Raw genomic sequence first — 21663 nt, 5'->3', positions numbered from 1 at the left:
GCGGCGCTACCGTGGTCCAATATTGCGCCGCCCTTTATAAACGTGTCCATCATGACGTTGTCCCCCAAAGCGGAAGTCGCAAAACACCCGAAAGACAGGCAAAAGCTCAGAACCGCTGCGCGTGTTTTCATTGGCCGTCATCCAGTTTCAAAGTGCGTGTTCATAACACCTTTGCTTGGCCGGCCGATCTTTCAAGGATCTGTCCGTGGCTGTGTCCAACAGCCCCAGGTCGCTTCAGAAAAGGTATCAAAAAAACCTCGTCCTACGTCGCCCCGCGAGTGGTCCAAGGGCACCGCAGAAACGTAGTAGAGAGGATAGGAGAGACTTAAATGACCCGACTGGCCCTGTTGTCCGCCCTCATCGCGATTGCCCTTGTGGTGAAAGCACTAGAGCTCACCGCACCCACGGCGGGGGCTTTGACATGACTTCCGCTAACAAAGAGACGCCCCCGAAAGCGACCCTGTTTTACGACGGATCTTGCCCCCTGTGCGCGTCGGAAATCGGGTACTACAAACGGGTGGACCGTGATCAGGTGCTGGACTTTGTTGACGTATCCTCCGAGCACTTCTCGGGGGACGACAGGATCAATCGCACTGACGCAATGGCACGGTTTCATGTCCGACTGTCGGACGGCCAGCAAGTGTCGGGTGCGCGCGCCTTCGTCGAGGTATGGCGCGTCATCCCGGGATGGCGCTGGTTGGCGCGGCTGGCACGTCTACCGGGCGCTGTGCTGGTTCTGGAAGCATGCTACCGTTTCTTCCTAAGGCTACGGCCCCTGATCGTCAGGGCTTTCAGCGGTTACAAAAGGATAGTTGGTAGATCATCATGAAGACCTATGGCTCGTTTCTTGTTTTCCTTCTGTTGGTCATGGGGGGCGGCATTGCAATCGGTACGCTCACCGCGCCGGGCGCGTGGTACGCTGACCTGCAAAAGCCGTTTTTCAACCCGCCCAACTGGGTATTCGGACCAGTCTGGACGGTGTTGTATCTTGCAATCGCCTATGTGGGCTGGCGGGTATGGCGGCATGACAGCCGCTCCACTTTACTGCGGCTCTGGATCATCCAGATGGGTTTGAATTTCCTGTGGTCGCCGGTGTTCTTCGCCGCCCAGATGCCCGCACTGGCGCTTGCCATCATCCTGTGCCTGCTTCTGACCATCGCAAGCTTCATTCGCGCTGCCTGGCGTCCCGACCGCCAGTCCGCCCTGCTCTTCGTCCCGTACCTTGTGTGGGTGGGCTTTGCGTCCGCCCTGAATGCCGCAATCGTTTCTCTCAACTAAAAAGGATCCTGACCTTGGAAAGCCATGCCCTTGTCATCGGCGCCTCGGGCGGTATCGGAGCGGCTGTGGCAGATGCGCTGAAGGCGCGCGGGAATCGCGTCACTTGTCTTTCCCGGTCGCAAGATGGCTTGGATATCACGTGCGAAGATGCTGTGTCAGAAACCCTCGGGCGTCTCGAACCCCAGTTTGACCGGATCATCGTCGCAACCGGCATCCTGTCCAGCGACCGCGGGCCAGAAAAATCGCTGCTGGCGTTGTCCGCCGACGAGATGGCGCATCTGTTTGCGGTGAACACGATCGGACCCGCTTTGATCCTGAAGCACGCCAAACGCCTGTTGCCACGCGACCGTAGGGCGGTATTTGCGGCCCTTTCGGCGCGTGTCGGGTCGATCGGGGACAATGGTCTGGGCGGCTGGTATTCATATCGCGCGTCGAAAGCGGCCCTTAATCAAGTGATCAGAACGGCTTCAATCGAATTGAAACGCACACACAAGCACCTGATTTGCACGGCCTTGCATCCCGGCACAGTTGCGACGGAATTCACACGCAACTACCCGCAACACAAGACGGTTCCACCGCACGAGGCCGCAAGCAATCTGCTGACCGTTGTCGACACCCTTACGCCTGATGACAGCGGACAGTTTTTCGATTGGGCCGGGAAACCGGTACCGTGGTAGGCGCACCGACTGATCCACATTCCCGTCCGGAAACGGCATAAGCCGCCGAGACACTCGGCGGCTTACTCTGTTTAAGGCAAATGCCCAGCTTAGTGGAACTTCTTGATCTCGCCGGATTTCAGGCGCGACAGATAGCTGTCCAGCTCGCCTTTCACCACTGGCATCAGGAAGTAGAGCGCGACGATGTTCACAACTGCCATCGCAAAGATCGCTGCGTCCGAGAAATCGATGACTGGGCCAAGGTTGGCCGAGGCGCCGATCACCACGAAGATGCAGAAGATGACCTTGAACACCAGTTCCTTGGTCTGCCCTTCACCGAACAGGAAGGTCCAGGCCTTCAGGCCGTAGTAGGACCAGCTGATCATGGTCGAGAAGGCAAACAGGATCACCGCAATCGCCAAGATGTACTTGAAGAACGGAATGGCCGACGAGAACGCTGCAGATGTGAGCGCGACGCCTTTGTTGCCATCAACCGTCTGAATGGTCGATGCGCCTTCGTCCAGCAGGTACATGCCGGTGTTCGGATCGCTGATCAGCTGACCGGTGATGATGATCACCAGAGCCGTCATGGTGCAGATCACGACAGTATCGATGAACGGCTCAAGCAGAGACACGAACCCTTCCGTGATCGGTTCCTTAGTGCGCACGGCCGAGTGGGCAATCGCGGCGGAACCAACACCAGCTTCGTTCGAGAACGCAGCCCGTTTGAAGCCTTGGATCAGCGCACCAACCATACCACCAGCGACACCGGCTCCGGTAAAGGCACCGGCAAAGATCTGACCAAAGGCCCAGCCGATCATGTTTGCGTTCATGATCAGGATAACCAGCGCGGTCAGGACATAAAGAACGCCCATGAACGGCACGACTTTCTCGGTCACTTTGGCGATGGACTTCAGACCGCCAACGATTACCGCAAATACAATTGCCGCAAAGACCAGACCGGTGATCCAGCCCGGGTAGTCGCCAACCACGTTTGCGATCTGCGCATGGGCTTGGTTGGCTTGGAACATGTTCCCGCCACCAAATGCACCAAGGATACAGAAGACCGAGAACAGAACCGCCATGAAGCCGCCTGCGGGCAGGCCGCGTTCTGCGAAGCCTTTGGTCATGTAGTACATCGGGCCACCGGACACAGTGCCGTCTTCGTATTCATTCCGGTACTTCACACCCAGCGTACATTCGGTGAATTTCGACGCCATGCCCATGAGGCCTGCGAGGATCATCCAGAATGTTGCACCCGGTCCGCCGATGCCAACGGCTACGGCCACACCGGCAATGTTGCCAAGACCCACGGTGCCCGACAGTGCGGTGGCGAGCGCTTGGAAGTGGCTGACCTCGCCCGCGTCATTGGGATCCGAGTAGTCCCCTTTGACCAGCGAGATCGAGTGCGGGAACGCCCGGAACTGGATGAACCCGAAATAGAGCGTGAACACAGTTGCTGCGATCACCAGCCACATCACGATCCACGGAAACGAGGTTCCGGGAAATGGGCTGAAGATAAAGCTGACAAACCATCCGGTCGCGCTTGCGAAGCCTTCATTGATGGTTTGGTCCAATGATTGAGCCATGGCCGGCGCAGATGCTGCCAGCACGGCGGGAGCAGCCAGAGCTGCCGCCTTAATTTGATTGGTCATGATGTTTCCTGTTCGCTTAAGGCACAATGGTCACAGGCACAGGTGCTGCCTGAGCAAGGCTGATGGCAACGGAGCCGAAAACGCGCGACGAAAGGCCGGGCTCTCCATTGCGGCCGATTACGATCTGGTCAGCGCCACTTTCAGTCGCAATCTCACCTAGGGTCGTGGCGATATTGCCGTATTTCAGCGCAGTATCGATTTCCAGCCCGCTGTCTTTCAAGCTGTCGACAGCCGGTGCAAGGATCGCAGCTTCTGCGCGATCCAGTTCTTCACCACGCCGCTTGTGACGCTCTTCCAGTTCAGTTGGGGTCAGAAACGAGTATGGCGACCATTCCAACACATGGGCGACGACAATGCTGCCGCCTTGCGCTTTGGCCAGATCCGTTGCAAATGCGAGCGCCGCATTGGCGCTGTCACTGCCGTCATAGCCGACGACGATCTTGTGGGACATCTTTCCCTCCCTTTGGTTGTTTGTCCGTTTCAGGACAGCTTTAGGTTAGCGCAACCGATACGAGAAAGGTTCTCCCATTTCTTGATATTTAGGAAATTTTCTGGAAATATTTCGACACCTGAATTGTAAGTGAGAAATTTTCCTATGGATCAGCTCAATATCCGCATTCTTTCCATACTTCAGAAAGACGGCCAAATCTCGATGGCGCGTCTGTCAGAACAGGTCGGACTTTCGCTGTCGGCCTGCCACCGGCGGGTCAAGATGCTTGAGACGGAAGGCAAGATTTCTCACTACGCCGCGCGCCTGAATCGCAAGAAGGTTGGATTGGAAATTCAGGTGTTCATCGAGGCCAAGCTGACAAGCCAACGGCGCGAACATATCGAAGCGTTCGAAAAGGCCATTCACGAGATGCCAGAGGTTCTGGAATGCCACCTGATTTCTGGTGAATCAGATTATCTGATCCGTGTCGCAGCGCGAAACACCGAAGACTACGAATCCCTGTACCGCGAACGCCTGTCCCTCATCCCTTCTGTCGCACAGATGAAGACGCTGCTGTGCCTGTCGACGGTGAAAGAGTTCCGCGGGTTTTACCTGACCGCGTGACACGGGACGGCATCAAAAAAATAGCCGCAGGATGCGCGCTGTTTGGGGCTTGAACACTGCGACACAATGGTCATGGTGTCGCAGATTGTCGGAAGCTATTATCCGCCAAGCGATGTAGGGGAACTCATGAACCGCAGGAATGTCATACGAGCTGTGCTGGCTCTGACGATTCTCGTCAGTGTGTTCCTGCGACCGCCCGGCACGATGCTGGTGATGGACGGTGATACGATCACCTACGAGATCTGTACCGGCGGTGACATGGAAACCGTCACCATCACGCTTGACGGCGAGACGCAGCAAGAAATCGACCTTGGGTGTGATTTCTTTGCAGCGCAAATCGGTGCGCTTCTGTCTGGCGCCCCCACCATCGACCCCACGGACGCCGAGGTCACCCGCCTTGTGTCCATGTCGGCGATCCATCTGCACATCGCGCAGACCACCAAAACCTCGAACACACCGCGCGCCCCTCCGGTCCTGAGCTGACTTCGCCCCAATACGAATTCAACTCACAAGGACTACGTTCATGAAACTCCTGACCAAGGCCGCACGGTTTACCGTGGCCGCTTCGCTTGCCATGCCGCTGGCTTTTGCCCCGGCCTTTGCTGAAACGTCGCTGACCATCGCCGTGAAATCCGACCGCTATAGCGTGAAATCGGACAAGTTCACCTTCACCACCCGCCGCCCGGCTGCACAGATCGCAGAACCCGCAGTGCGCCCCGATGCCGACTTCAACCCCAGCCCGCTTTTGTTCAGCGACTGGAACTACGTCGAGGGCGTCTATACCGTCACCCTGCAAGACGGCGTGACCTTCTCGGACGGCACCCCTTGGAATGCTGATACTGCCATTGCGTCGTTCAAACAGTATGACAAGAACAAGTCGGAGTTCCTGCAGCTTGATCAGGAAAGCTTCACCAAGCTGGGCGATCACCAGATCTCGTTCCGGTCCGAAGTGGACTCGGCCTTGGTGATCGAAAACATGACCCACCGTGGCACATCGCTGTTCCTGCCAAGCGAGGATATGGCCGAAAACCCGATCGGCACCGGCCCGTATCTGCTGGAAAGCTACGAGCCCAAGCAGCAGATCACCGTGGTGCGCAACCCAGATTACTGGGGCGAGGCGCCCAATGTGGATCGCATGACCTTCCGCTTCATCGGCGACGACAATGTGCGCATGTTGGCGCTGCAAAATGGCGAGGTCGACGTAATCGGCGAGGTGACCCCTCAGATGATGCTGTCAATGCCAAAGGACGGCTCGGTCGTGCTGCATGAAAGCCGCCCGATCCGCTATGCGGCTTTGATGTTCAACATGCAGGGCAAGGCACCGTTCGACATCGCCAGCGACGTGCGGGTCCGCAAGGCACTCGCCCATGCCATTGACCGTGCAACCCTGGCCCAAGTGCTGTGGGATGGACGCGGCAAGCCCGCCAAGACCATTCTGCCCGGCTGGATGTTCAATATGGGTGACGACCATGCCGAAGGTTTCTCGTACGATCTTTCGCATGCCAACGCACTTCTGGACGAGGCTGGCTGGACCATGGGCGCAGATGGCGTACGTGAAAAAGACGGGCGCAAACTGGCGCTGCGCATGGTGTCGGCCTATCCGAATGTCTCGACCGTGAAACCGATGCCGGAAATGCTGGACCAGATGTTCGCGGCCATTGGTGTCGACATCGAAAATATCGAGATCGAAGATAGCGGCGTCTACTACGACAACTACTTCAAGACAGGCGAAGCGGACATCTATCTGGAATACGCGTCGAACAACAACACCGACCCGACCTATCTGCTGTACAACGTGTTCACCACCATGAGCCCGTGGGGCTATGCGGTGACGTCGCCGGGCGGAAATGTGGATGAGCTGGCCGCGGCCTCGCGCGTTGCGAAAAGCCGCGACGAGGTGATCGAGCTTGTGCGTCAGGCCTATCGCGCCGTGATCGACGAACATGTCTCGACCATTCCGGTTCTGACCGTGCCCAATTTCGTCCTGTCGCGCCCCGGCATCGACGTGAAGATGTCGGAATACGCGGACTGGATCGAATATGGTCACACGACCTTCACCAACTAAGCGGGTCTATTGAGAAAGGCAGGGCCCCTTGGGGCTCTGCTGCTCGGATGTTCTTATGCTGCGTTTCATCTTAGTCCGCCTTGCCGCTGCATTGCCCACTTTGCTGGGCATGTCCTTCGTGGCCTTCGCCATCGTGGCCCTTGCGCCGGGGGATCCGGTGATGATGGAGCTGCGCGCCATGGGCATCGTGCCCAAGCCGGAAGACATCGCCGCGATCCAAGCGGAGTATGGCCTGGATAAGCCTTTCTTCGCGCGCTATTTTGACTGGCTCGGCCGTGCCGTTCGGTTCGAGTTCGGCACCTCCGTTGCCACTGGCCGCACCGTGATGGCCGAGATCATGATCCACCTGCCCGCAACGCTGGCGCTTGCGATCAGCGCGCTTCTGGGCGCCATCGTCATTTCGCTGACACTGGGCAGCCTTGCCGCAATGGCCGGGCAGTTCGCAGGCGCAGGGCTGCGCGGGGTGACGGTCTTGCTGGTCTCGGTGCCATCGTTTTGGCTTGCCCTGCTGTTGATCTACATCTTTGTGCTGAGACTTGGCTGGGCGCGGTTGGTCGGGGACGGCTCCCTTTCCGATCTAATCTTGCCCGCCGTCACCCTAAGCCTCGCGGTTGGCGCTGCACTTGGGCGCATGGTCTATGAACGCATTCGGTCCGAGATGAGCGAAGACTATGTCCGACTTGCAATCGCCAAAGGCCTTGGCCCGATGCAGATCCTGATCGGCCATATTGCACCGCGCATCGCGGGACCTCTGGCGACGGCATGGGCCAACGCGTTTGGCGGGCTTCTGGGGGGAACGGTCATCGTCGAAAGCATTTTCGGCTGGCCCGGATTGGGGCAACTCATACTCGAGGCCATTGCCCAACGGGATTTCCCAGTGATCCAAGCCTACCTCGTCTTTATGGGGCTGATCTTCTTTGTCACCAGCCTGATCGCCGATCTCGCCGTGGTCCTATCGGACCCGCAACTGCGTAGAAGGTATTCGGATGAGTAATCAAACCCTGCGCATCCCGGCCTTGCGGATATTGCCGCGACTGACGTGGTTGACCCGGACTGGCCGCCATCCGATCGGCCTTGCCCTTGGGATCATGTTGCTTGTGGGCTTTGCCTTGATCGGGCTGTTGCCCGCACTGCTGGATCTGCCTGCGCCCGAGCATATGGACCTGCTGGCCCGTCTATCGCCCCCATCGGCCGCCCATCCACTGGGGACGGATCATCTGGGGCGGGACGTGCTTGCCCGTCTGATCGGCGCGGTGCCTGTGTCGCTTGGGGCAGCGCTGTCAGCCATGGTGGCAATCTTGGCGATTTCTTTGCCTTGGGGCGTCATTGCCGCGTTGGCCGGCGGGCGAACCGATGCGGTCATGATGCGCCTTGCCGACATCATCATGGCCTTTCCCATGCTGGTTCTGGCGCTGGCCATCATCGGTTTCATGGGCGCATCGCTTGAGGCCTCGATCCTGGGGGTAGCCGCTGCTTGGTGGCCCTCGAATGCGCGTCTGGTGCGGGCGCTGGTCCTGTCAGCAAGCCACCGAGACTTCGTTCGGGCGGCTTATCTGTCTGGCGCCTCGCGCATGCGCGTGGTGCTGCGCCATGTTCTGCCCCAAATCCTTCCGCCGCTGGCCGTGATCATCTCGCTCGAGACGGCATCCGTACTGCTGGCCCTGTCATCGCTCAGCTTTCTGGGCATCGGCGCCCAGCCCCCGACCCCGGAATGGGGCGCGATGCTGAACGAAGCGCGCCCGTTTTTCGCACAGGCACCACATATGCTGATTGCACCGGGGCTGGCGGTGACCTTCGCCGTCCTCGCCTTCAATCTGGTGGGGGAAGGCCTGCAATCTGTGCTCGACAAAAGGGAGCCGTACCGATGGTAGATGCGTTGCAGGTCAGCGGCCTTACGGTTTCCATCCCCGGGTCCGCGCCACTGCTGAACGGGGTGGAGTTCTCGATCCGCGCAGGGGAACGTGTTGGTCTTGTTGGGCCAAGCGGCTGCGGCAAGTCCTTAACGGCTGCGGCGCTTACCGGGCTGTTGCGCCCCCCTCTTGTGCGGACGGGCGGCACGATCCGGATCGACGGCCAAGAAGTGGGCAATGCCTCCCCACGCACATGGCGCACGCTGCGCGGGCGCGGCATCTTCCAGATTTTTCAAAGCCCTGGAACCGCACTAACCCCGACACGCCGCATTGGGGCACAACTTGCTGAGGCGGCAAAGATCGCTGTCAACGCGTCAGACGCGACTGTTGCGCGCGCGCTGGAAACCGTGTCGCTCGCCCCGCCTGTGGCCGGGCTGTTCCCCTATCAATTGTCCGGTGGCATGAAGCAACGGGTGCTGATCGCCATGGCGCTGATCCTGCGCCCACGCATCCTGATCGCAGACGAGCCGACGACCGGGCTTGATGTCCTGACCGAGCGCGACGTCCTTGCAGCCCTCAACACGATGGCCGAAGAAACCGGCGCTGCCCTTCTGTTCATCAGCCACGATCTGCGCGCAGTGGCCGAGGTGGCCAACCGCACCCTTGTCATGGAGAACGGGCAGCTTGTCGAGGATGCCCCGCTCGCCGCGCTGGCACAGTCCACCGCGCCCGCAGCCCGCAAACTTGCCGAGGCAGCCGCGGCGCTGCAAGCCGCATGTTGAGGGTTCGCGGTCTCTCAAAGCAGTTCCACGGGCGGGACGTGCTGCGCGACATCGATCTGACGATACAGGCAGGCGAGGTCGTCGGATTGATCGGCCATTCGGGCGCGGGCAAGTCGACCCTCGCGCGCTGTCTTGTGGGGCTGGAACAGGCCACACAGGGGGAAATCCTGTTGCGCGGCGCGCAGGTCAAACCCGGCGAAGGCGCAGAACGCCAACAGATCCAATATCTGTGGCAAGATCCGACCCAGTCTCTTAGCCCCTACCTGACGGCGAAGGGAGCGGTGATGGAAACGCTGACGGGATTTGGCGTCGGGGCGGCATCGGGACGAGATGCCCGCGCCACAGACCTTCTAACCTCGCTCGGCATTCCCCAAACACTGCACAAACGGCGCCCACATGCCTTGTCTGGCGGACAAAACCAGCGCGTGGCACTTGCCCGTGCCCTTGCCGCGGAACCCCAAGTTCTCATCCTTGACGAGCCTCTATCCTCGCTGGATTTGGCAACGCAGGTCAGCACGATTTCGGTGCTGCGGGACATCCACGCTACAACCAGTCTGACCATGCTGATCGTCAGCCACGACCTTGCACCGCTACGCCAGCTGGCGGACCGCATTCTTGTTCTGGACGATGCCCAGATCGTCGAAGACATTCCCATGCACCGTTTTGCGCAGGAAGCGTCGCACCCGCTTGCGAAGGCCTATGCGGACACGATCTGACGAAGCTCAGCTCAGCAGTTGACGCAGGTGGTGAATGGCCCGTTGCGCGCGTTCCTCGCGAAACACCTTCGAGGGTTGTGGCAGGCGACCGATGACACGGCGGATCTGCTGGTCACCGATCAGCAAATCCAGATAAAGACCGACCGCCGCCTCGGCCTGTTCGAAGCAAAGCTGGCCGTCCGCTCGTGCCCGTAGCAGAACTTGTTCCAGCAGCGGGAAAACCGTTTCGCGACCGGCCTTGGACAGTGCGGCGCCAAGTTCACCACTGCTATCTGCCGCAGCCGCGCGATTCAGGGCGACCGCGCGGTCGCCGGTCAGCAGGTCCAGCAGCTTCGGGCCGAGCGTCCCCAAGATTGCCAACGCGTCGTGATCGGTTTCCAGCTCGGCTTCGAGATGGGATTTCACCTCTTCCGCATTGCGACTGACAAGCGCCTGAAACAGGCCCAGCTTGTCGCCATACCAGTTGTATAGCGTCTCGTTCGAGGCACGGGCCTGTCGCGCGATGCCTTGCATGGACGTCCCCGCATACCCCTTGGCCTCGAGCACTTCATAGGCGGCGGTCTCGATCTGTTGCTGGCGTTGCGAGCGTTTGTCTTCGCGCAAAATCTTTCTCCTGTCCTGTTGACAGCATCCGTAACTCAAATTACGGATATGTACAACCGTAACCGTAATTACGCTTTTAGGAGGCAATGACATGACACACTCCAACCGCCACGCAATGGCCGCACTCACCACGCTGATCGTGCTGCAAGGGATCATGCTGTCCGCGCTGTACGCAGGGATCAAACCGCACCCGCCCGTAGCCACCCCGCTGTTCGGAATCGCGCCGTTTCTTGGGGCGTCGATCTCGGTCGCCTTATCAGGAATCATGGTGCAACCGCTGGGCAGCTTCTCGGGGCGTGGGCTAAGCGTCCTTGCTGCGCTAATGGCGCTGGTGTCCTTTGGACCGCAGAAATATTTCGACGCGCAGTTCGGCCTGATCTGGCCAGCAGTCATTCTGGGTCAGATCGCGGTCGTAGTGATCTTTGTGCAGGTCGTCAAAGCGGCCCGCGCAAAGAGCGTACACGCCGAAAACGCGAACTGTCACCCCGGGTGCGCCTGATGACCCGCTTGCTTGTGCCAATGTCGATGCTCTCACTTCTGAGCATCGGCGCCATCTTTGGCTTCTTCTACGCTTGGGTCTGTTCCACCATGTGGGGGCTGGATGCGGCGGACCCTCGGGTCTCGATCGCGGCCATGAAGGCGATGAACGCGTCAGTCCGAAACGCCGTCTTCTTTCCGGCCTTTTTCCTGACGCCAATTATCCTTGCGACCACGGCTGGCATCGCGGCACTGCAACGCAAGAAACGCGCTGCGGCTTTGTTCGCAGCCTCTGCCGCTCTGTATGTCGCGGGCGCCCTTTTGGTCACGGCCACCATCAATGTCCCCATGAACGAAGCACTTGCCGAAATTGCTGTGCCAACCGACTTCGGCGCGGCGCAAAGGGTCTGGCAGGACTATTCCGCGCCGTGGCAATTCTGGAACACGCTCCGAACAGTGGTCAGCGGTGTCTGCCTTCTTCTGACCGGGCTCGCCATCCAATCTCTCAGTACAAGGACTGCATGATGGACATTTCTCTTCTGACATTTTCCCTGATGGCCGTTGTCGTGGTCATGACGCCCGGACCAACCGTTCTGCTTGCCCTGTCGAACGGGTCACGATTTGGGTTCACCGCAGCGGGATACGGCATTGCCGGGGCAGCTATCTCGGACGCGGTTCTTATTGCGGCCGCCGGGGTCGGACTGGGGGCGGTCTTGGCGGCCTCGGGATTTGTGTTCAATGTCGTGAAGTGGGTCGGGGTGGCCTATCTGATCTGGCTGGGCGTGCAGATGTTGCGCACGTCAGGGGAGTTGCACCTGCGAGATCACCCTGCGGGCGACCAAAACCCGGACAAACCTCGCCCGTATCCGGCCATCTTCCGCAAAAGCTTTCTGGTCGCCGTCACGAACCCCAAAGGCCTTCTGTTTTTCACGGCCTTCCTGCCCCAGTTTCTGACCCCCGAAGAGCCGATGCTGATGCAATATGTGACGCTGGCGATAGTCTTCATCGCGATCGATGTGGCGGTGATGGCGGCCTATGCCACGCTGGGTGCGCGGGCGATGACATTCCTAAGTGCCCGCGGTGCCCTGTGGATCGACCGCGTCTGTGGTGGGTTTCTGGTGACACTTGGCCTGGGCCTCGCGTTTCTAAGGCGCAGTGCTGCCTAGCGAGGGGCTTGCGGCCAGGGCATGTCCTTCAGCCACCCACCGCAGAGCTTAGGCGCCCTCGACTTCTGCGACGCTCGAGGGCGCCTCTCCTTTCGCCAGGACAAGCCCTTCATCCAACCAGCCCGTCACGCCGCCAATCAGCTCTTTCACCGGGCGACCCAGTTTGGCCAGACGCACGGCAGCCTTGTTGGCACCGTTGCAATGCGGGCCGGCGCAATAAACGACAAACAGCGTGTCATCAGGCCATTCCGACATCTTGCGCGCAGTGATCTTGCCATGGGGCAGCAAGATAGCACCGGGGATATGTCCTGCGGCGTAAAGCGCCGGGCCACGCACATCCAGAACCACGAAGTCACCCGCCCCTTTGGAAAGCGCGTCATGCGTATCCCAGCAATCCGTTTCAAAGGTCAGGCGCGCCTCAAAATGGGCAAGCGCATCGGCGCTGGCGGCAGCAGGGATGGCGGCGACGGGGCTTGGGGTCTTCGACATAAAAGGCTCCTGTTCTTGGTGTTGACCCCATGCTTGCGCGAATGCTGCAATTCGCGATACTGGCCATAATGACAATGATCGGTCGGATTTTGCCAAATGCACGAAAAAGCCCCCATTCAAGTCTGCATCCTCGCTTATGATGGGCTCTGCACCTTTGAATTCGGCATCGCGGTCGAGGCCTTCGCCCTGCCGCGCAGTGAATTTGACCGCTGGTATGACACCCGGACCATCGCTGCCGAACCGGGCCGGATTACTGGTCTTGGTGGCGTAGTGATTGAGGCGGATCACGATCTTCGGGCGTTGGCGAAAGCGGACATCATCATGATCCCCGGCTGGAAGGGGGTGGACGTGCCCGTGCCTGACGATCTGGTCGCTGCCTTGCGCAAGGCGCATCACAATGGTGCGCGGATCGCGACGATTTGCTCGGGCGTGTTCGTTCTGGCTGCGACAGGCCTTCTTGATGGGCGGCGCGCGACGACCCATTGGCGCTATGCCGAACTGCTCGCCCAGCGCTTCCCGGACATCATCGTCGAGCCGGATGTGCTTTTCGTCGATGAGGGCAGTTTGCTCAGCTCTGCCGGGTCGGCGGCGGGGCTAGATCTCTGCTTGCACATCATCCGACGAGATTTCGGCGTCGATCATGCCAATGCCGTTGCCCGTCGGCTGGTTCTACCCGCGCAACGCGAAGGCGGCCAACGCCAGTTCGTGCCCCGCCCCGTGCCGCCCGAACGAGGCGGGCGCATTGCCCCCTTGCTTGACACAATGCGGTCAACGCTGGACGAGCCTTGGCCGATGGCCCGCATGGCGAATGTTGCGGGCCTGTCCCAGCGCACCCTCGCGCGACGGTTCCACGAAGCGACCGGCAAAACGCCGGGTGCTTGGCTGACCGCAACCCGGGTCGCCCGCGCCGTTGAGCTATTGGAAACGACGGACCTATCGCTGACGGACGTGGCAAGCGCCAGCGGGTTCGGATCGTCCGAAACCTTCCGCCGCGAATTCCGGTTGGCACAAGGTGCGACGCCTTCACAATTCCGGCGCGCGTTCGGGCAAGCCACTGCATAGTCCACGCGCCCTCGCAGCGTCACGGTGGGTCGGGATTGCGTTGGAAGCCGTCAGTGCGGTGCCCGAATTTGAGTTGTTCAACGGGCCATCGACGCGAAACGGCGCCAACGCGCGCGCCGCGACATCTACGGCAGGTTGCATCGAGACACGATATGGATCAGTCTACGCGTGTGAAAGCACCATTGTTATTACTCGCCTATCTCGCAGTTGTCGTCCTGCCCTTGATCATCTCTTGGAGTGTCGGGGGGCCGCCGCGCCCGTTCCAGCAAGAGCTTGCATCGGGTCTGGGGATGTTGGCGTTTTCGATCATCCTTGTGGAGTTCGTTCTCTCCGGTCGGTTCAAGCGCGTGTCCAATGGCATAGGCATGGATGTGACCATGCGGTTCCATCAGGTGATGGCGCGTGCGGCGTTGATCTTTGCGCTTGTGCACCCCTTTCTGTACGGCGCAACGCCGTCCGGCGGCGCGCGACCATGGGATCCAACGCGTCAACTTACGCTTACCACGGACATCCTTTATCTTTCATCCGGGATTGCGGCCTTCGTGCTTTTGCCAAGCGTCGTGTTGTTTGCGGTATTCCGCAAACAGCTAGACTGGAAATATGAAAGCTGGCGCCTGCTTCATGGCCTTGGCGTCATCTTGGTTGCGCTACTTTTACTGCACCACACCGTGTATGCGGGTCGGTACGGATCGCAACCGATCATGACATGGGTTTGGCTGGTTATGACCGGTCTGGCCATCGCATCGCTGTTCTACGTCTACCTACTGATGCCCTTCCTCAAGAAGGCGAACGCATGGCGCGTCTCCAGCGTCGTCCAGTTATCGCCAAGGCAATGGGAACTGACCATTGCGCCCGACGATGGAGCGGGTCTTGCGTATTCGGCGGGGCAGTTCGCTTGGATCAACGTTGGCCATAGCCCGTTTTCGCTCCACGAGAACCCATTCTCTATTTCCTCGGCACCGGCGTCCGGAGACAAGGTGTCCTTCATCATCAAAGAGCTGGGGGATTTCACCCAGACCATAGGCCAGATCAAACCGGGGACGGTCGTCTATCTTGATGGCGCATATGGGAGCCTGTCGATCGACGGCCACACCGAACCCGGGGTAGCCATGATCGCCGGCGGCGTCGGCATCGCGCCGCTGCTCGGCATCCTAAGGCAGATGCGCCTGTCTGAAGATCCGCGCCCGGTAAAAGTTATCTACGGCAACCGAAGCGTCGACCAGATTGTCCATCGCGATGAGCTTGATGCCGAGGACGCACACTATGTTCTGTCCGAACCACCCGAAAACTGGGAGGGTGCGAAGGGCCTGATTACGCCAGCACTGCTTGATGACGTTTTCTCCGAGACCGAGATCAAAGAATGGGTGTTCGTGATCTGTGGCCCCGCCAAGATGATGGACGTCGTTGAAGACCACCTGATCAGCCGGGGGGCTCCTTCACGTCGCATTCTGACAGAGCGGTTTGACTATGATTGACCCCATGCGCAATACGAACTCGCGGCGGCGCCTATCCCTCGTGATCTGGGGGCTGAACATCATCCTATGTTTAACCCTTGTGGCGTTCGCCTTTCGTTGATCCCGGTTCTGAAACTCTGCAAGGAGGATCACCACGTTAGCCAACGGCGCACGAAGGGATTGTTGCGACGCACGAACACCCGTCGAACCTCATCCCCTGCAAGGATCAGCAGCGCAAAGGGAACCGAAAGTGCAAGGTGCCACATTTCCAGCGGGGCCGTTCCGAAGAACGTATTGAAGGCCGGGATGTAGCTGATGCTGGCCAGAAGCAACAGTTCGAAACCAATTCCAACCAGAACAAGCGGGTTCGAGAACAGCCCGACCGAAAAAAGGCTTTGCGTGCGTGTTCGACAGATGATCACGTCGGCCACCTGACAGATAATGATCGACGCGAAGAACCCGGTGATGGCGGTGCGGTACAGGGGATCGCTGTTGGCAAGGTCCTGCCCCCATTCCCAGCCACCCGAATACAGGATGGTGAAATAGGTAAAAAAGCCAGCAGCGGCCTGCAGCATTCCGACGATACCGTAACTCATCAACAGCAGGTTCCGGCTCAGCAGCCGTTCACCGCGCGGACGCGGCTTGCGTTTCATGACATCGGTTTCCGGCCTCTCAGCGCCCAGCCCCAGCGCGGGCAGGATATCGGTACCAAGGTCAATCGACAGGATCAGGATGACCGTCAACGGCAGGGGAATATCCAGCAAGACAAAGGCCACGAAGGGCAGAATTTCCGGAATGTTCGAGGTCAGGATGTAGGCGATGAACTTCTTGATGTTGTCAAAGATCGTCCGCCCCTCTTCGACGGCGGCAACAATGGTGGCAAAGTTGTCGTCCATTAGCACCATGTTCGAGGCTTCTTTGGCGACCTCGGTGCCGCCCACGCCCATGGCCACGCCCATATCCGCGTGTTTCAACGCAGGGGCGTCATTCACGCCATCCCCGGTGACGGTGACGATCTCGCCCAAGGACTGCAACGCCTGCACGACCTGCAATTTTTGAGACGGCGCAATCCGGGCGAAGATGATCTCGGGTTCGGTCCGCAGGACATCCTGAAGCTCTGCATCGTCCATCAGCGAAAGCTCGTCGCCCTGAACCACCCGCCCGTGTTTGCTCATCAGTCCGATCTGGCAGGCGATCGTTTTCGCGGTCAGGCCGAAATCACCGGTCAGCATGATGACACGAATGCCTGCGGAATGGCAGCGCGCAAGGGCATCGGGCACTTCGGGCCGGGGCGGGTCGATCATCCCGGTCAGACCCAGAAAGACGTACCCCTCTTCCGGCACATCCCCGCGGTCACATGCGCGGGCCGCGAAGGCAAGGCCACGCTCGCCCCGGCCTGCCAGCATACGGAACTGCTGAATGACCTCGGCTTCGCGTTCCTTGGTCAGAGGGTATTCCTGACCGTTCAGCGCGATGCGATCGCACATCGCAAGAACGACCTCGGGCGCGCCTTTCAGATAGGCTTGCGGACCATCCCCGGCGTCTGTGACTGTGATCATACGCTTGGTGACAGAGTTGAAAGGCTGCTCGGCGATCTCCTCGACCGTGCGCAGGGCCTTCACATCCGCATGCTCGCGGGCATAAAGCAGCAACGCCCCTTCGGTGGCGTCCCCAGAAAACCCGTCCTCGGTCAGATAGGCATTGTTGCAGACGCACATGACCTTCAGCAACCGGTCAAAGACCGCGACCCCCTTCACCAGTGGATCGGTCGCCGGGTATTCTTCGCCCCCCAGGACGACAGTGTTCACGCCCAACCGGTTTTGGGTCAGCGTCCCGGTCTTGTCGGTGCAAATCACCGTCGTCGATCCAAGCGTTTCGACACTTTCCAAGTTCTTGATCAGCGCATTTTTCTGCGCCATTCGACGGCTTGCCATGGTCAGGCTGAGTGTCACTGTCGGCAACAACCCTTCAGGGACATTTGCCACGATGATGCCAATCGCAAAGATCAGGCTGCCGATCCAACTGTTCCCGATCGCAACAGAGATGGCGAAAAAGCTGACGCCCAGAAAAATTGCGATGAAGCTGATGACTTTGATGAAATAGCTCAGCTCTTTGTGGATCGGCGTCTCGTGCGCATCCGTGGCTTTCGTCAGCTCCACGATGCTGCCGATCTGGGTGCTCATGCCGGTTTCAACCAGCACAACCGTGCCCTCGCCATTCTGCACAAGCGAGCCCGAGAACACCATATTCGGGCTTTCCAAGACAGCATCCGCCTGTCCGCCTTCGTCCAGCAGCTGCGGTTCGCTTTCGCCGGTCAGGCTGGAGTTGTCGACCTTCAGCTCTTTGGCTGCGATCAAGCGACCATCGGCGGGCACACGGTCGCCTTCGTTCAGGATGATCACATCCCCTGGCACAAGTTCGGACGCGGCGACCTCTTGCGGTTGACCATCGCGCAGTGCGGTAATCATCGAGGGCAGCATGCTTTTGAAGCTGTCCATGATCCGTTCGCTCTGATGCTCTTGGAAATACGTGAATGTCGCGTTCAGAAGAACGACGGCGATCAGGGCGATTGCGATGTAAAGGTTGCCTTGGCCGGGATCCATGCGCTCGGCAGTCATGGCCAAGGCCCCGCCGACAATCAAAAGCAGTGCGAAGAAATTCTTGAATTGTAGAAGGAACTTAACGATTTCCGGAGTGTCCTTTGACACCCTCAATTCGTTGCGGCCGTAGTGTTCCAGACGTGATTGCGCCTCGTCAGAGGTCAGTCCATCGGTCGCGCTGCGAAGATCTTCCAAAACGCGCGCCAACGATCCCGTATGCCAGTCTGCCATAATGTGCCTGTCTTTTTGTGCTCGTTCTTTGTTCTCTTCCTGCTGCGCTGGGTCCATTTAGGCCTAGGCTTGCCCCAGAATGCAAGCACAGCGACATCGCAGCCTAAACAGACTGTAACTTCATCCCACATCGCGGGCGTTGTTCGTTTCGGCAAGTGCGCCAAAGCGGCCTATGAGGTTTTGGGGAAATCAGACGACGAGCAGAAGAAATCTGCGTCGTCACATGTCGCCACGCGCGACCAAAAGACCGCGCGGCCCGTTCTTAGGATCTGTCGAGTGCATTCATCCAGAAGAACGCCAGACCGCGCTGGTCGTGTTTTATGCTGTGAACGTCAGCGGCCCGGATTACGGCTGATATGGCAGCGACGAGTGGTGCAGAACGATGCGCAACACGCCATCTGCATCTTTCTTGTAGCCGAAGCTTTTGTCGACCTTGGTGACATTGCCGTTCTTGTCGGTCAGCATGATCCAGCCCATCCACATCGCCACATCGCCTTCGATGAACTCGGCCGAGGTCACGCTTTCCATCGAGCGCCACCCCTGAATCGCAAACCCGCCATCCAGCGGATATTCCTCTGAGTGCCCACAAAAGTAAGCCAGCGCTCCGGCTTTGGTTGTGCGAAAGGTCTGATCCCCGCTTGCCATGGTGGGTTTGAAAAGGACAGGACCCAGTGCATGCCCATACACCGCATCCAGATGCGCACCAGCAACCTCACGTGCCGCGTCAATGCCACCGTCCTCGAATGCTTTCGAGATAGCAACTTTTCCATTGCCCCAAGCCTCGCGGGCGGCCTTCAGTTCTTCGGTGGTGATCGGCATGGTCGCGTCCTTTCCTGTATTTCGTTTCGCACTATGTAGTTGGCGTAGCGTCACTTGCAATACAAGAGGTTCGCGGCGTCAAACCTCTTCTTCTGGGTCGAAAACGGGGTCCAGAACCAGCAACAGGCGCGTTTCTCCGCTGCCCTCGATCGGTGGGGATCGGTGTAACAGGCCCGAGGCGGGTTGTTCCGGCCACCGGGTTCCGCGCAACAGGATGGGTGCGCTTGCCGGTACAGTGAAGATGCGCTTAGGGTCTTTGCCGCCTTGTGCGGTGCCGTATTGCGTTCCCGTCCCGCGATAGGTGCAGACCAAGCGTGCGGTGACGGCATCGACGTGAAACTTCCGACAGGCATTAGTGTTCACGACATCCAGGCGCACCCGCAGGAAGCGCGCCCGCATCAGTTCCGCAAAGATTGTCGCCAGTGCCGAGATGTCGTCGATCAACATATCTCGTTCAGGGCAATCTGGCGTGCCAGAGCCATCACAAACGTGGCGCACAGCATCCGAGATTGCATCCGGTCGAAGGATCATTCGGGCCTTCGGCAGAAGGCCGGAGTCCAGCCCGTCGATCCAGTCTTGAAACGAGGGCAACGGCGTGCGCTGCCAGATTGCGGCGGCAATGCCCGGACGGTGGATCGCCGATAAGTCTTGGGCCGTGTCGGTCAGGTGCACCCCTAAAGGCGCATCCTGCAACATCTGCTCCAAAAGCGCGGCGGTCATCAGCGCTGCCCCCAGCGCGGGAAGGTGTCGGGTAGATCCTCCCATTCTTCTGGACGGAACTCATCTGCATCCAGAAGGGCCGCATTCAGGCGCGCCTTGATGGCATCTTCATCATAACCAGTTCCGATGAATACGATCTCTTGTCGACGATCACCCCACGGCTCGACCCAATTGCGGGCAATCTCCGCCTGCGCCTCGGGATGGGTCGGCAGACGCTCCTCGGGAAGCGATGCCCACCACAGACCCAACGGCTTGACCGAGGACAACGCCCCGGCAAGGCTGAACTCGGCCGCCCATTGCGGCCGCGTGGCGATCCAGAAATGCCCCTTGGCGCGGATCACGCCGGGCAGATCGCCGTTCAACACTTCCAGCAGCCGTTCAGGATGGAACGGCGCGCGGGCGTGGTAGGCGAACGAGGTGATGCCGTATTCTTCATCCTCGGGCGTGTGGTTGGCAAAACCGTACAGTTCTTTGGCCCACATCGGGTGTTCGTGCGCAGTGTCGAAATCGAACAGACCGGTGTCCAATATGGCGTCGGCTGGCACGTCCGAGTGGTTGGTCTCGATAATCTTCGCGTCTCCGTTTAGGGCACGGATGATCTTGCGAGCGTTGTCGGTGCGCTCAGGCCCCGCATCTGCAACCTTGTTCAAGATCACCACATCGGCGAACTCGATCTGTTCGGTCAGCAGACTGACCAGACTGCGGTCATCTTGTTCGCCTAGACTTTCGCCCCGGTCGGTCAGAAAATCGTGGCTCGAGAAATCCTGAAGCAGGTTCACCGCATCGACCACCGTGACCATCGTGTCCAGCCGCGCCACATCCGACAGGCTTTCCCCGAATTCGTCGCGGAAATCGAAAGTTGCGGCGACGGGCAGAGGTTCGGAAATCCCGGTGGACTCAATGAGCAGATAATCAAAACGTCCTTCTTCGGACAGGTGACGCACCTCTTTCAGCAGGTCATCGCGCAGGGTGCAGCAGATGCAGCCGTTCGACATCTCGACCAGCGTTTCTTCCTGGCGCGACAGCTCGGTGCCTTCGCGCACCAGGTCGGCGTCGATGTTCACCTCGGACATGTCGTTGACGATCACGGCAACGCGGCGCCCGTCGCGATTATTCAAAACACGGTTCAGAAGGGTCGTTTTTCCGGCCCCAAGAAACCCGGACAGAACGGTCACAGGCAGGCGGGGATCGTTAATCGGCGTATCTTTCATGGCGTGTAACTCTCTTTTGTAAGGGAAGGTTAGGCGCGCAGCATGTTCAAGCTGTGCTCTAGCTCGGCACGTGGGATGTCGCGGGCAATAACGACGATGCGCGAACGGCGATCATCGGACGGCCAATCTTTGACCGGGAGCGGAGGATCAAAGATGTTTTGGACTCCGTGGAAAACGAAGGGCGCGTCGATGCCCTTAAGGAACACCACACCCTTGACCCGCAGCAGGTTGGGCCCACGCTTTGCGGTCAACGTGTTCAGCCAGTCGTCGAACACTTGGTCGGTCAAAGGCGCGTCCAAGATGATCGACGCGGTTTCGATACGAGCGTCATGGCGGGAATGGGACATGGGCGTTGACGGCGATGCGGCCAAGCCCGACAGATTTGCGAAAGGATCGGCAACAGATGCGGCGGCGGTGTTGCCCGACATCACATGAACCGGAGCAGCTGGCGCGTCGCGCCCGGTCGTCCACGACAATACGTCGTCCCGAGCAGCCCCTTTCCGCAACCCGCTGAGGCCCCAAAGCTTTCCAGCCACCCCTTCCCCACGCAAAGCGTGCAAAATACGCGCGGTGGAATTCAACGCCCGCAGTCGTTCTTCGAACATCACAACCCGTTCTGGGGCAACGAGATCTGCTTTACTCAACACAAGCAGGTCCGCCATCGCGACCTGCGAAACGGCCTCGAATTGATCGTCTAGTGTCTTGGGACCGTTCGCAGCATCCACAACTGTGACAACTATAAAGGGCGGCGCAATATTGGACCACGGTAGCGCCG

24 protein-coding genes are annotated in these 21663 nt (G+C 59.4%); 15 read left to right on the top strand and 9 right to left on the bottom strand.

The genetic code is table 11. The features are described 5' to 3' along the window. The first annotated feature begins 421 nt into the window (after window positions 1–421). Genes EOL43_RS15050 through EOL43_RS15040 form a run of 3 tightly spaced genes read left to right on the top strand, consistent with a single transcriptional unit; the run spans window position 422 to window position 1955 of the window. A complete protein-coding gene (locus EOL43_RS15050) occupies window positions 422–829 on the top strand; it encodes a thiol-disulfide oxidoreductase DCC family protein (protein ID WP_133489738.1) in 408 nt (135 codons plus the stop codon). Next, complete coding sequence (locus EOL43_RS15045) at window positions 826–1278, top strand: TspO/MBR family protein (protein WP_133489737.1); 453 nt, start codon at window positions 826–828, stop codon at window positions 1276–1278. The genes EOL43_RS15050 and EOL43_RS15045 overlap by 4 nt, the downstream gene beginning before the upstream one ends. 14 nt (window positions 1279–1292) lie before the next feature. After that, window positions 1293–1955, top strand: coding sequence for an SDR family NAD(P)-dependent oxidoreductase (locus EOL43_RS15040; RefSeq protein WP_133489736.1), 663 nt, complete (start codon window positions 1293–1295; stop codon window positions 1953–1955). Window positions 1956–2044: 89 nt separating this feature from the next. Here EOL43_RS15040 and EOL43_RS15035 read toward each other — a convergent pair whose 3' ends face one another. Together EOL43_RS15035 and EOL43_RS15030 are read right to left on the bottom strand one after the other, a co-directional pair. Then, window positions 2045–3589 carry an alanine/glycine:cation symporter family protein gene (locus EOL43_RS15035; protein ID WP_133489735.1) on the bottom strand — a complete coding sequence of 515 codons (1545 nt, stop codon included), beginning with the start codon at window positions 3587–3589 and terminating at the stop codon, window positions 2045–2047. Between the two features lie 16 nt (window positions 3590–3605). Beyond that, the gene (locus EOL43_RS15030) at window positions 3606–4040 is read right to left on the bottom strand and encodes a universal stress protein (protein ID WP_133489734.1); all 435 of its coding nucleotides are present in this window, start codon (window positions 4038–4040) and stop codon (window positions 3606–3608) included. A 144-nt stretch (window positions 4041–4184) separates the two neighbouring features. Here EOL43_RS15030 and EOL43_RS15025 point away from each other — a divergent pair, with 144 nt between their 5' ends. The 7 genes from EOL43_RS15025 (at window position 4185) to EOL43_RS14995 (ending at window position 10056) form a co-directional block, all read left to right on the top strand. After that, window positions 4185–4643 (top strand): Lrp/AsnC family transcriptional regulator, encoded by a 459-nt coding sequence (locus EOL43_RS15025; RefSeq protein WP_133489733.1) that lies wholly within the window; start codon window positions 4185–4187, stop codon window positions 4641–4643. 126 nt (window positions 4644–4769) lie between these two features. Then, complete coding sequence (locus EOL43_RS15020; RefSeq protein ID WP_133489732.1) at window positions 4770–5126, top strand: hypothetical protein; 357 nt, start codon at window positions 4770–4772, stop codon at window positions 5124–5126. Between the two features lie 40 nt (window positions 5127–5166). Beyond that, window positions 5167–6708: an ABC transporter substrate-binding protein gene (locus tag EOL43_RS15015; protein WP_133489731.1), complete on the top strand. Its 1542-nt coding sequence runs from the start codon at window positions 5167–5169 to the stop codon at window positions 6706–6708. A 55-nt stretch (window positions 6709–6763) separates the two neighbouring features. Beyond that, a complete protein-coding gene (locus tag EOL43_RS15010; protein WP_133489730.1) occupies window positions 6764–7702 on the top strand; it encodes an ABC transporter permease in 939 nt (312 codons plus the stop codon). Next, the gene (locus tag EOL43_RS15005) at window positions 7695–8579 is read left to right on the top strand and encodes an ABC transporter permease (protein ID WP_133489729.1); all 885 of its coding nucleotides are present in this window, start codon (window positions 7695–7697) and stop codon (window positions 8577–8579) included. Before EOL43_RS15010 ends, EOL43_RS15005 begins: the two co-directional genes overlap by 8 nt. Continuing rightward, window positions 8573–9340, top strand: coding sequence for an ATP-binding cassette domain-containing protein (locus EOL43_RS15000; protein WP_133489728.1), 768 nt, complete (start codon window positions 8573–8575; stop codon window positions 9338–9340). The genes EOL43_RS15005 and EOL43_RS15000 overlap by 7 nt, the downstream gene beginning before the upstream one ends. Before the next feature lie 38 nt (window positions 9341–9378). Then, window positions 9379–10056: an ABC transporter ATP-binding protein gene (locus EOL43_RS14995; protein WP_166636260.1), complete on the top strand. Its 678-nt coding sequence runs from the start codon at window positions 9379–9381 to the stop codon at window positions 10054–10056. Window positions 10057–10062: 6 nt separating this feature from the next. Here EOL43_RS14995 and EOL43_RS14990 read toward each other — a convergent pair whose 3' ends face one another. Next, window positions 10063–10659, bottom strand: a complete 597-nt coding sequence (locus tag EOL43_RS14990; RefSeq protein ID WP_133489726.1) for a TetR/AcrR family transcriptional regulator — start codon at window positions 10657–10659, stop codon at window positions 10063–10065. Between the two features lie 91 nt (window positions 10660–10750). Between EOL43_RS14990 and EOL43_RS14985 the strand changes: the two genes are divergently transcribed. Genes EOL43_RS14985 through EOL43_RS14975 form a run of 3 tightly spaced genes read left to right on the top strand, consistent with a single transcriptional unit; the run spans window position 10751 to window position 12302 of the window. After that, window positions 10751–11158, top strand: coding sequence for a hypothetical protein (locus tag EOL43_RS14985; protein ID WP_133489725.1), 408 nt, complete (start codon window positions 10751–10753; stop codon window positions 11156–11158). After that, complete coding sequence (locus tag EOL43_RS14980) at window positions 11158–11661, top strand: anthrone oxygenase family protein (RefSeq protein WP_133489724.1); 504 nt, start codon at window positions 11158–11160, stop codon at window positions 11659–11661. Before EOL43_RS14985 ends, EOL43_RS14980 begins: the two co-directional genes overlap by 1 nt. Beyond that, window positions 11661–12302 carry a LysE family translocator gene (locus EOL43_RS14975; protein WP_205669565.1) on the top strand — a complete coding sequence of 214 codons (642 nt, stop codon included), beginning with the start codon at window positions 11661–11663 and terminating at the stop codon, window positions 12300–12302. The genes EOL43_RS14980 and EOL43_RS14975 overlap by 1 nt, the downstream gene beginning before the upstream one ends. A 48-nt stretch (window positions 12303–12350) precedes the next feature. Here the strand turns inward: EOL43_RS14975 and EOL43_RS14970 are convergent, their stop codons facing one another. Beyond that, window positions 12351–12791, bottom strand: coding sequence for a rhodanese-like domain-containing protein (locus EOL43_RS14970; protein ID WP_133489722.1), 441 nt, complete (start codon window positions 12789–12791; stop codon window positions 12351–12353). Window positions 12792–12887: 96 nt separating this feature from the next. Here EOL43_RS14970 and ftrA point away from each other — a divergent pair, with 96 nt between their 5' ends. After that, window positions 12888–13853 carry a transcriptional regulator FtrA gene (ftrA, locus tag EOL43_RS14965; protein ID WP_133489721.1) on the top strand — a complete coding sequence of 322 codons (966 nt, stop codon included), beginning with the start codon at window positions 12888–12890 and terminating at the stop codon, window positions 13851–13853. A 152-nt stretch (window positions 13854–14005) separates the two neighbouring features. After that, the gene (locus tag EOL43_RS14960; protein ID WP_133489720.1) at window positions 14006–15328 is read left to right on the top strand and encodes a ferredoxin reductase family protein; all 1323 of its coding nucleotides are present in this window, start codon (window positions 14006–14008) and stop codon (window positions 15326–15328) included. A 128-nt stretch (window positions 15329–15456) separates the two neighbouring features. Here the strand turns inward: EOL43_RS14960 and EOL43_RS14955 are convergent, their stop codons facing one another. The 5 genes from EOL43_RS14955 to EOL43_RS14935 form a co-directional block, all read right to left on the bottom strand. Then, on the bottom strand, window positions 15457–18138 hold the full coding sequence (locus EOL43_RS14955; RefSeq protein ID WP_133489719.1) for a cation-translocating P-type ATPase: 2682 nt from the start codon (window positions 18136–18138) through the stop codon (window positions 15457–15459). Between the two features lie 345 nt (window positions 18139–18483). Then, on the bottom strand, window positions 18484–18957 hold the full coding sequence (locus EOL43_RS15550; RefSeq protein WP_240686571.1) for a phosphoribosyl-AMP cyclohydrolase: 474 nt from the start codon (window positions 18955–18957) through the stop codon (window positions 18484–18486). 78 nt (window positions 18958–19035) lie between these two features. Beyond that, window positions 19036–19677 carry a DUF1826 domain-containing protein gene (locus EOL43_RS14945; protein WP_240686570.1) on the bottom strand — a complete coding sequence of 214 codons (642 nt, stop codon included), beginning with the start codon at window positions 19675–19677 and terminating at the stop codon, window positions 19036–19038. After that, a complete protein-coding gene (locus EOL43_RS14940; RefSeq protein ID WP_133489718.1) occupies window positions 19677–20888 on the bottom strand; it encodes a GTP-binding protein in 1212 nt (403 codons plus the stop codon). The genes EOL43_RS14945 and EOL43_RS14940 overlap by 1 nt, the downstream gene beginning before the upstream one ends. Window positions 20889–20917: 29 nt before the next feature. Continuing rightward, window positions 20918–21663 (bottom strand): CobW family GTP-binding protein (locus EOL43_RS14935; RefSeq protein ID WP_205669564.1); only part of this gene is annotated, 746 nt, incomplete at its 5' end.

It is taken from the genome of Aliiroseovarius marinus (assembly GCF_004360145.1).
GTDB lineage: Bacteria > Pseudomonadota > Alphaproteobacteria > Rhodobacterales > Rhodobacteraceae > Aliiroseovarius > Aliiroseovarius marinus.
The sequence above is the reverse complement of the archived record's forward strand: the minus strand, read 5'-3'. Positions and strand labels throughout refer to the sequence as shown.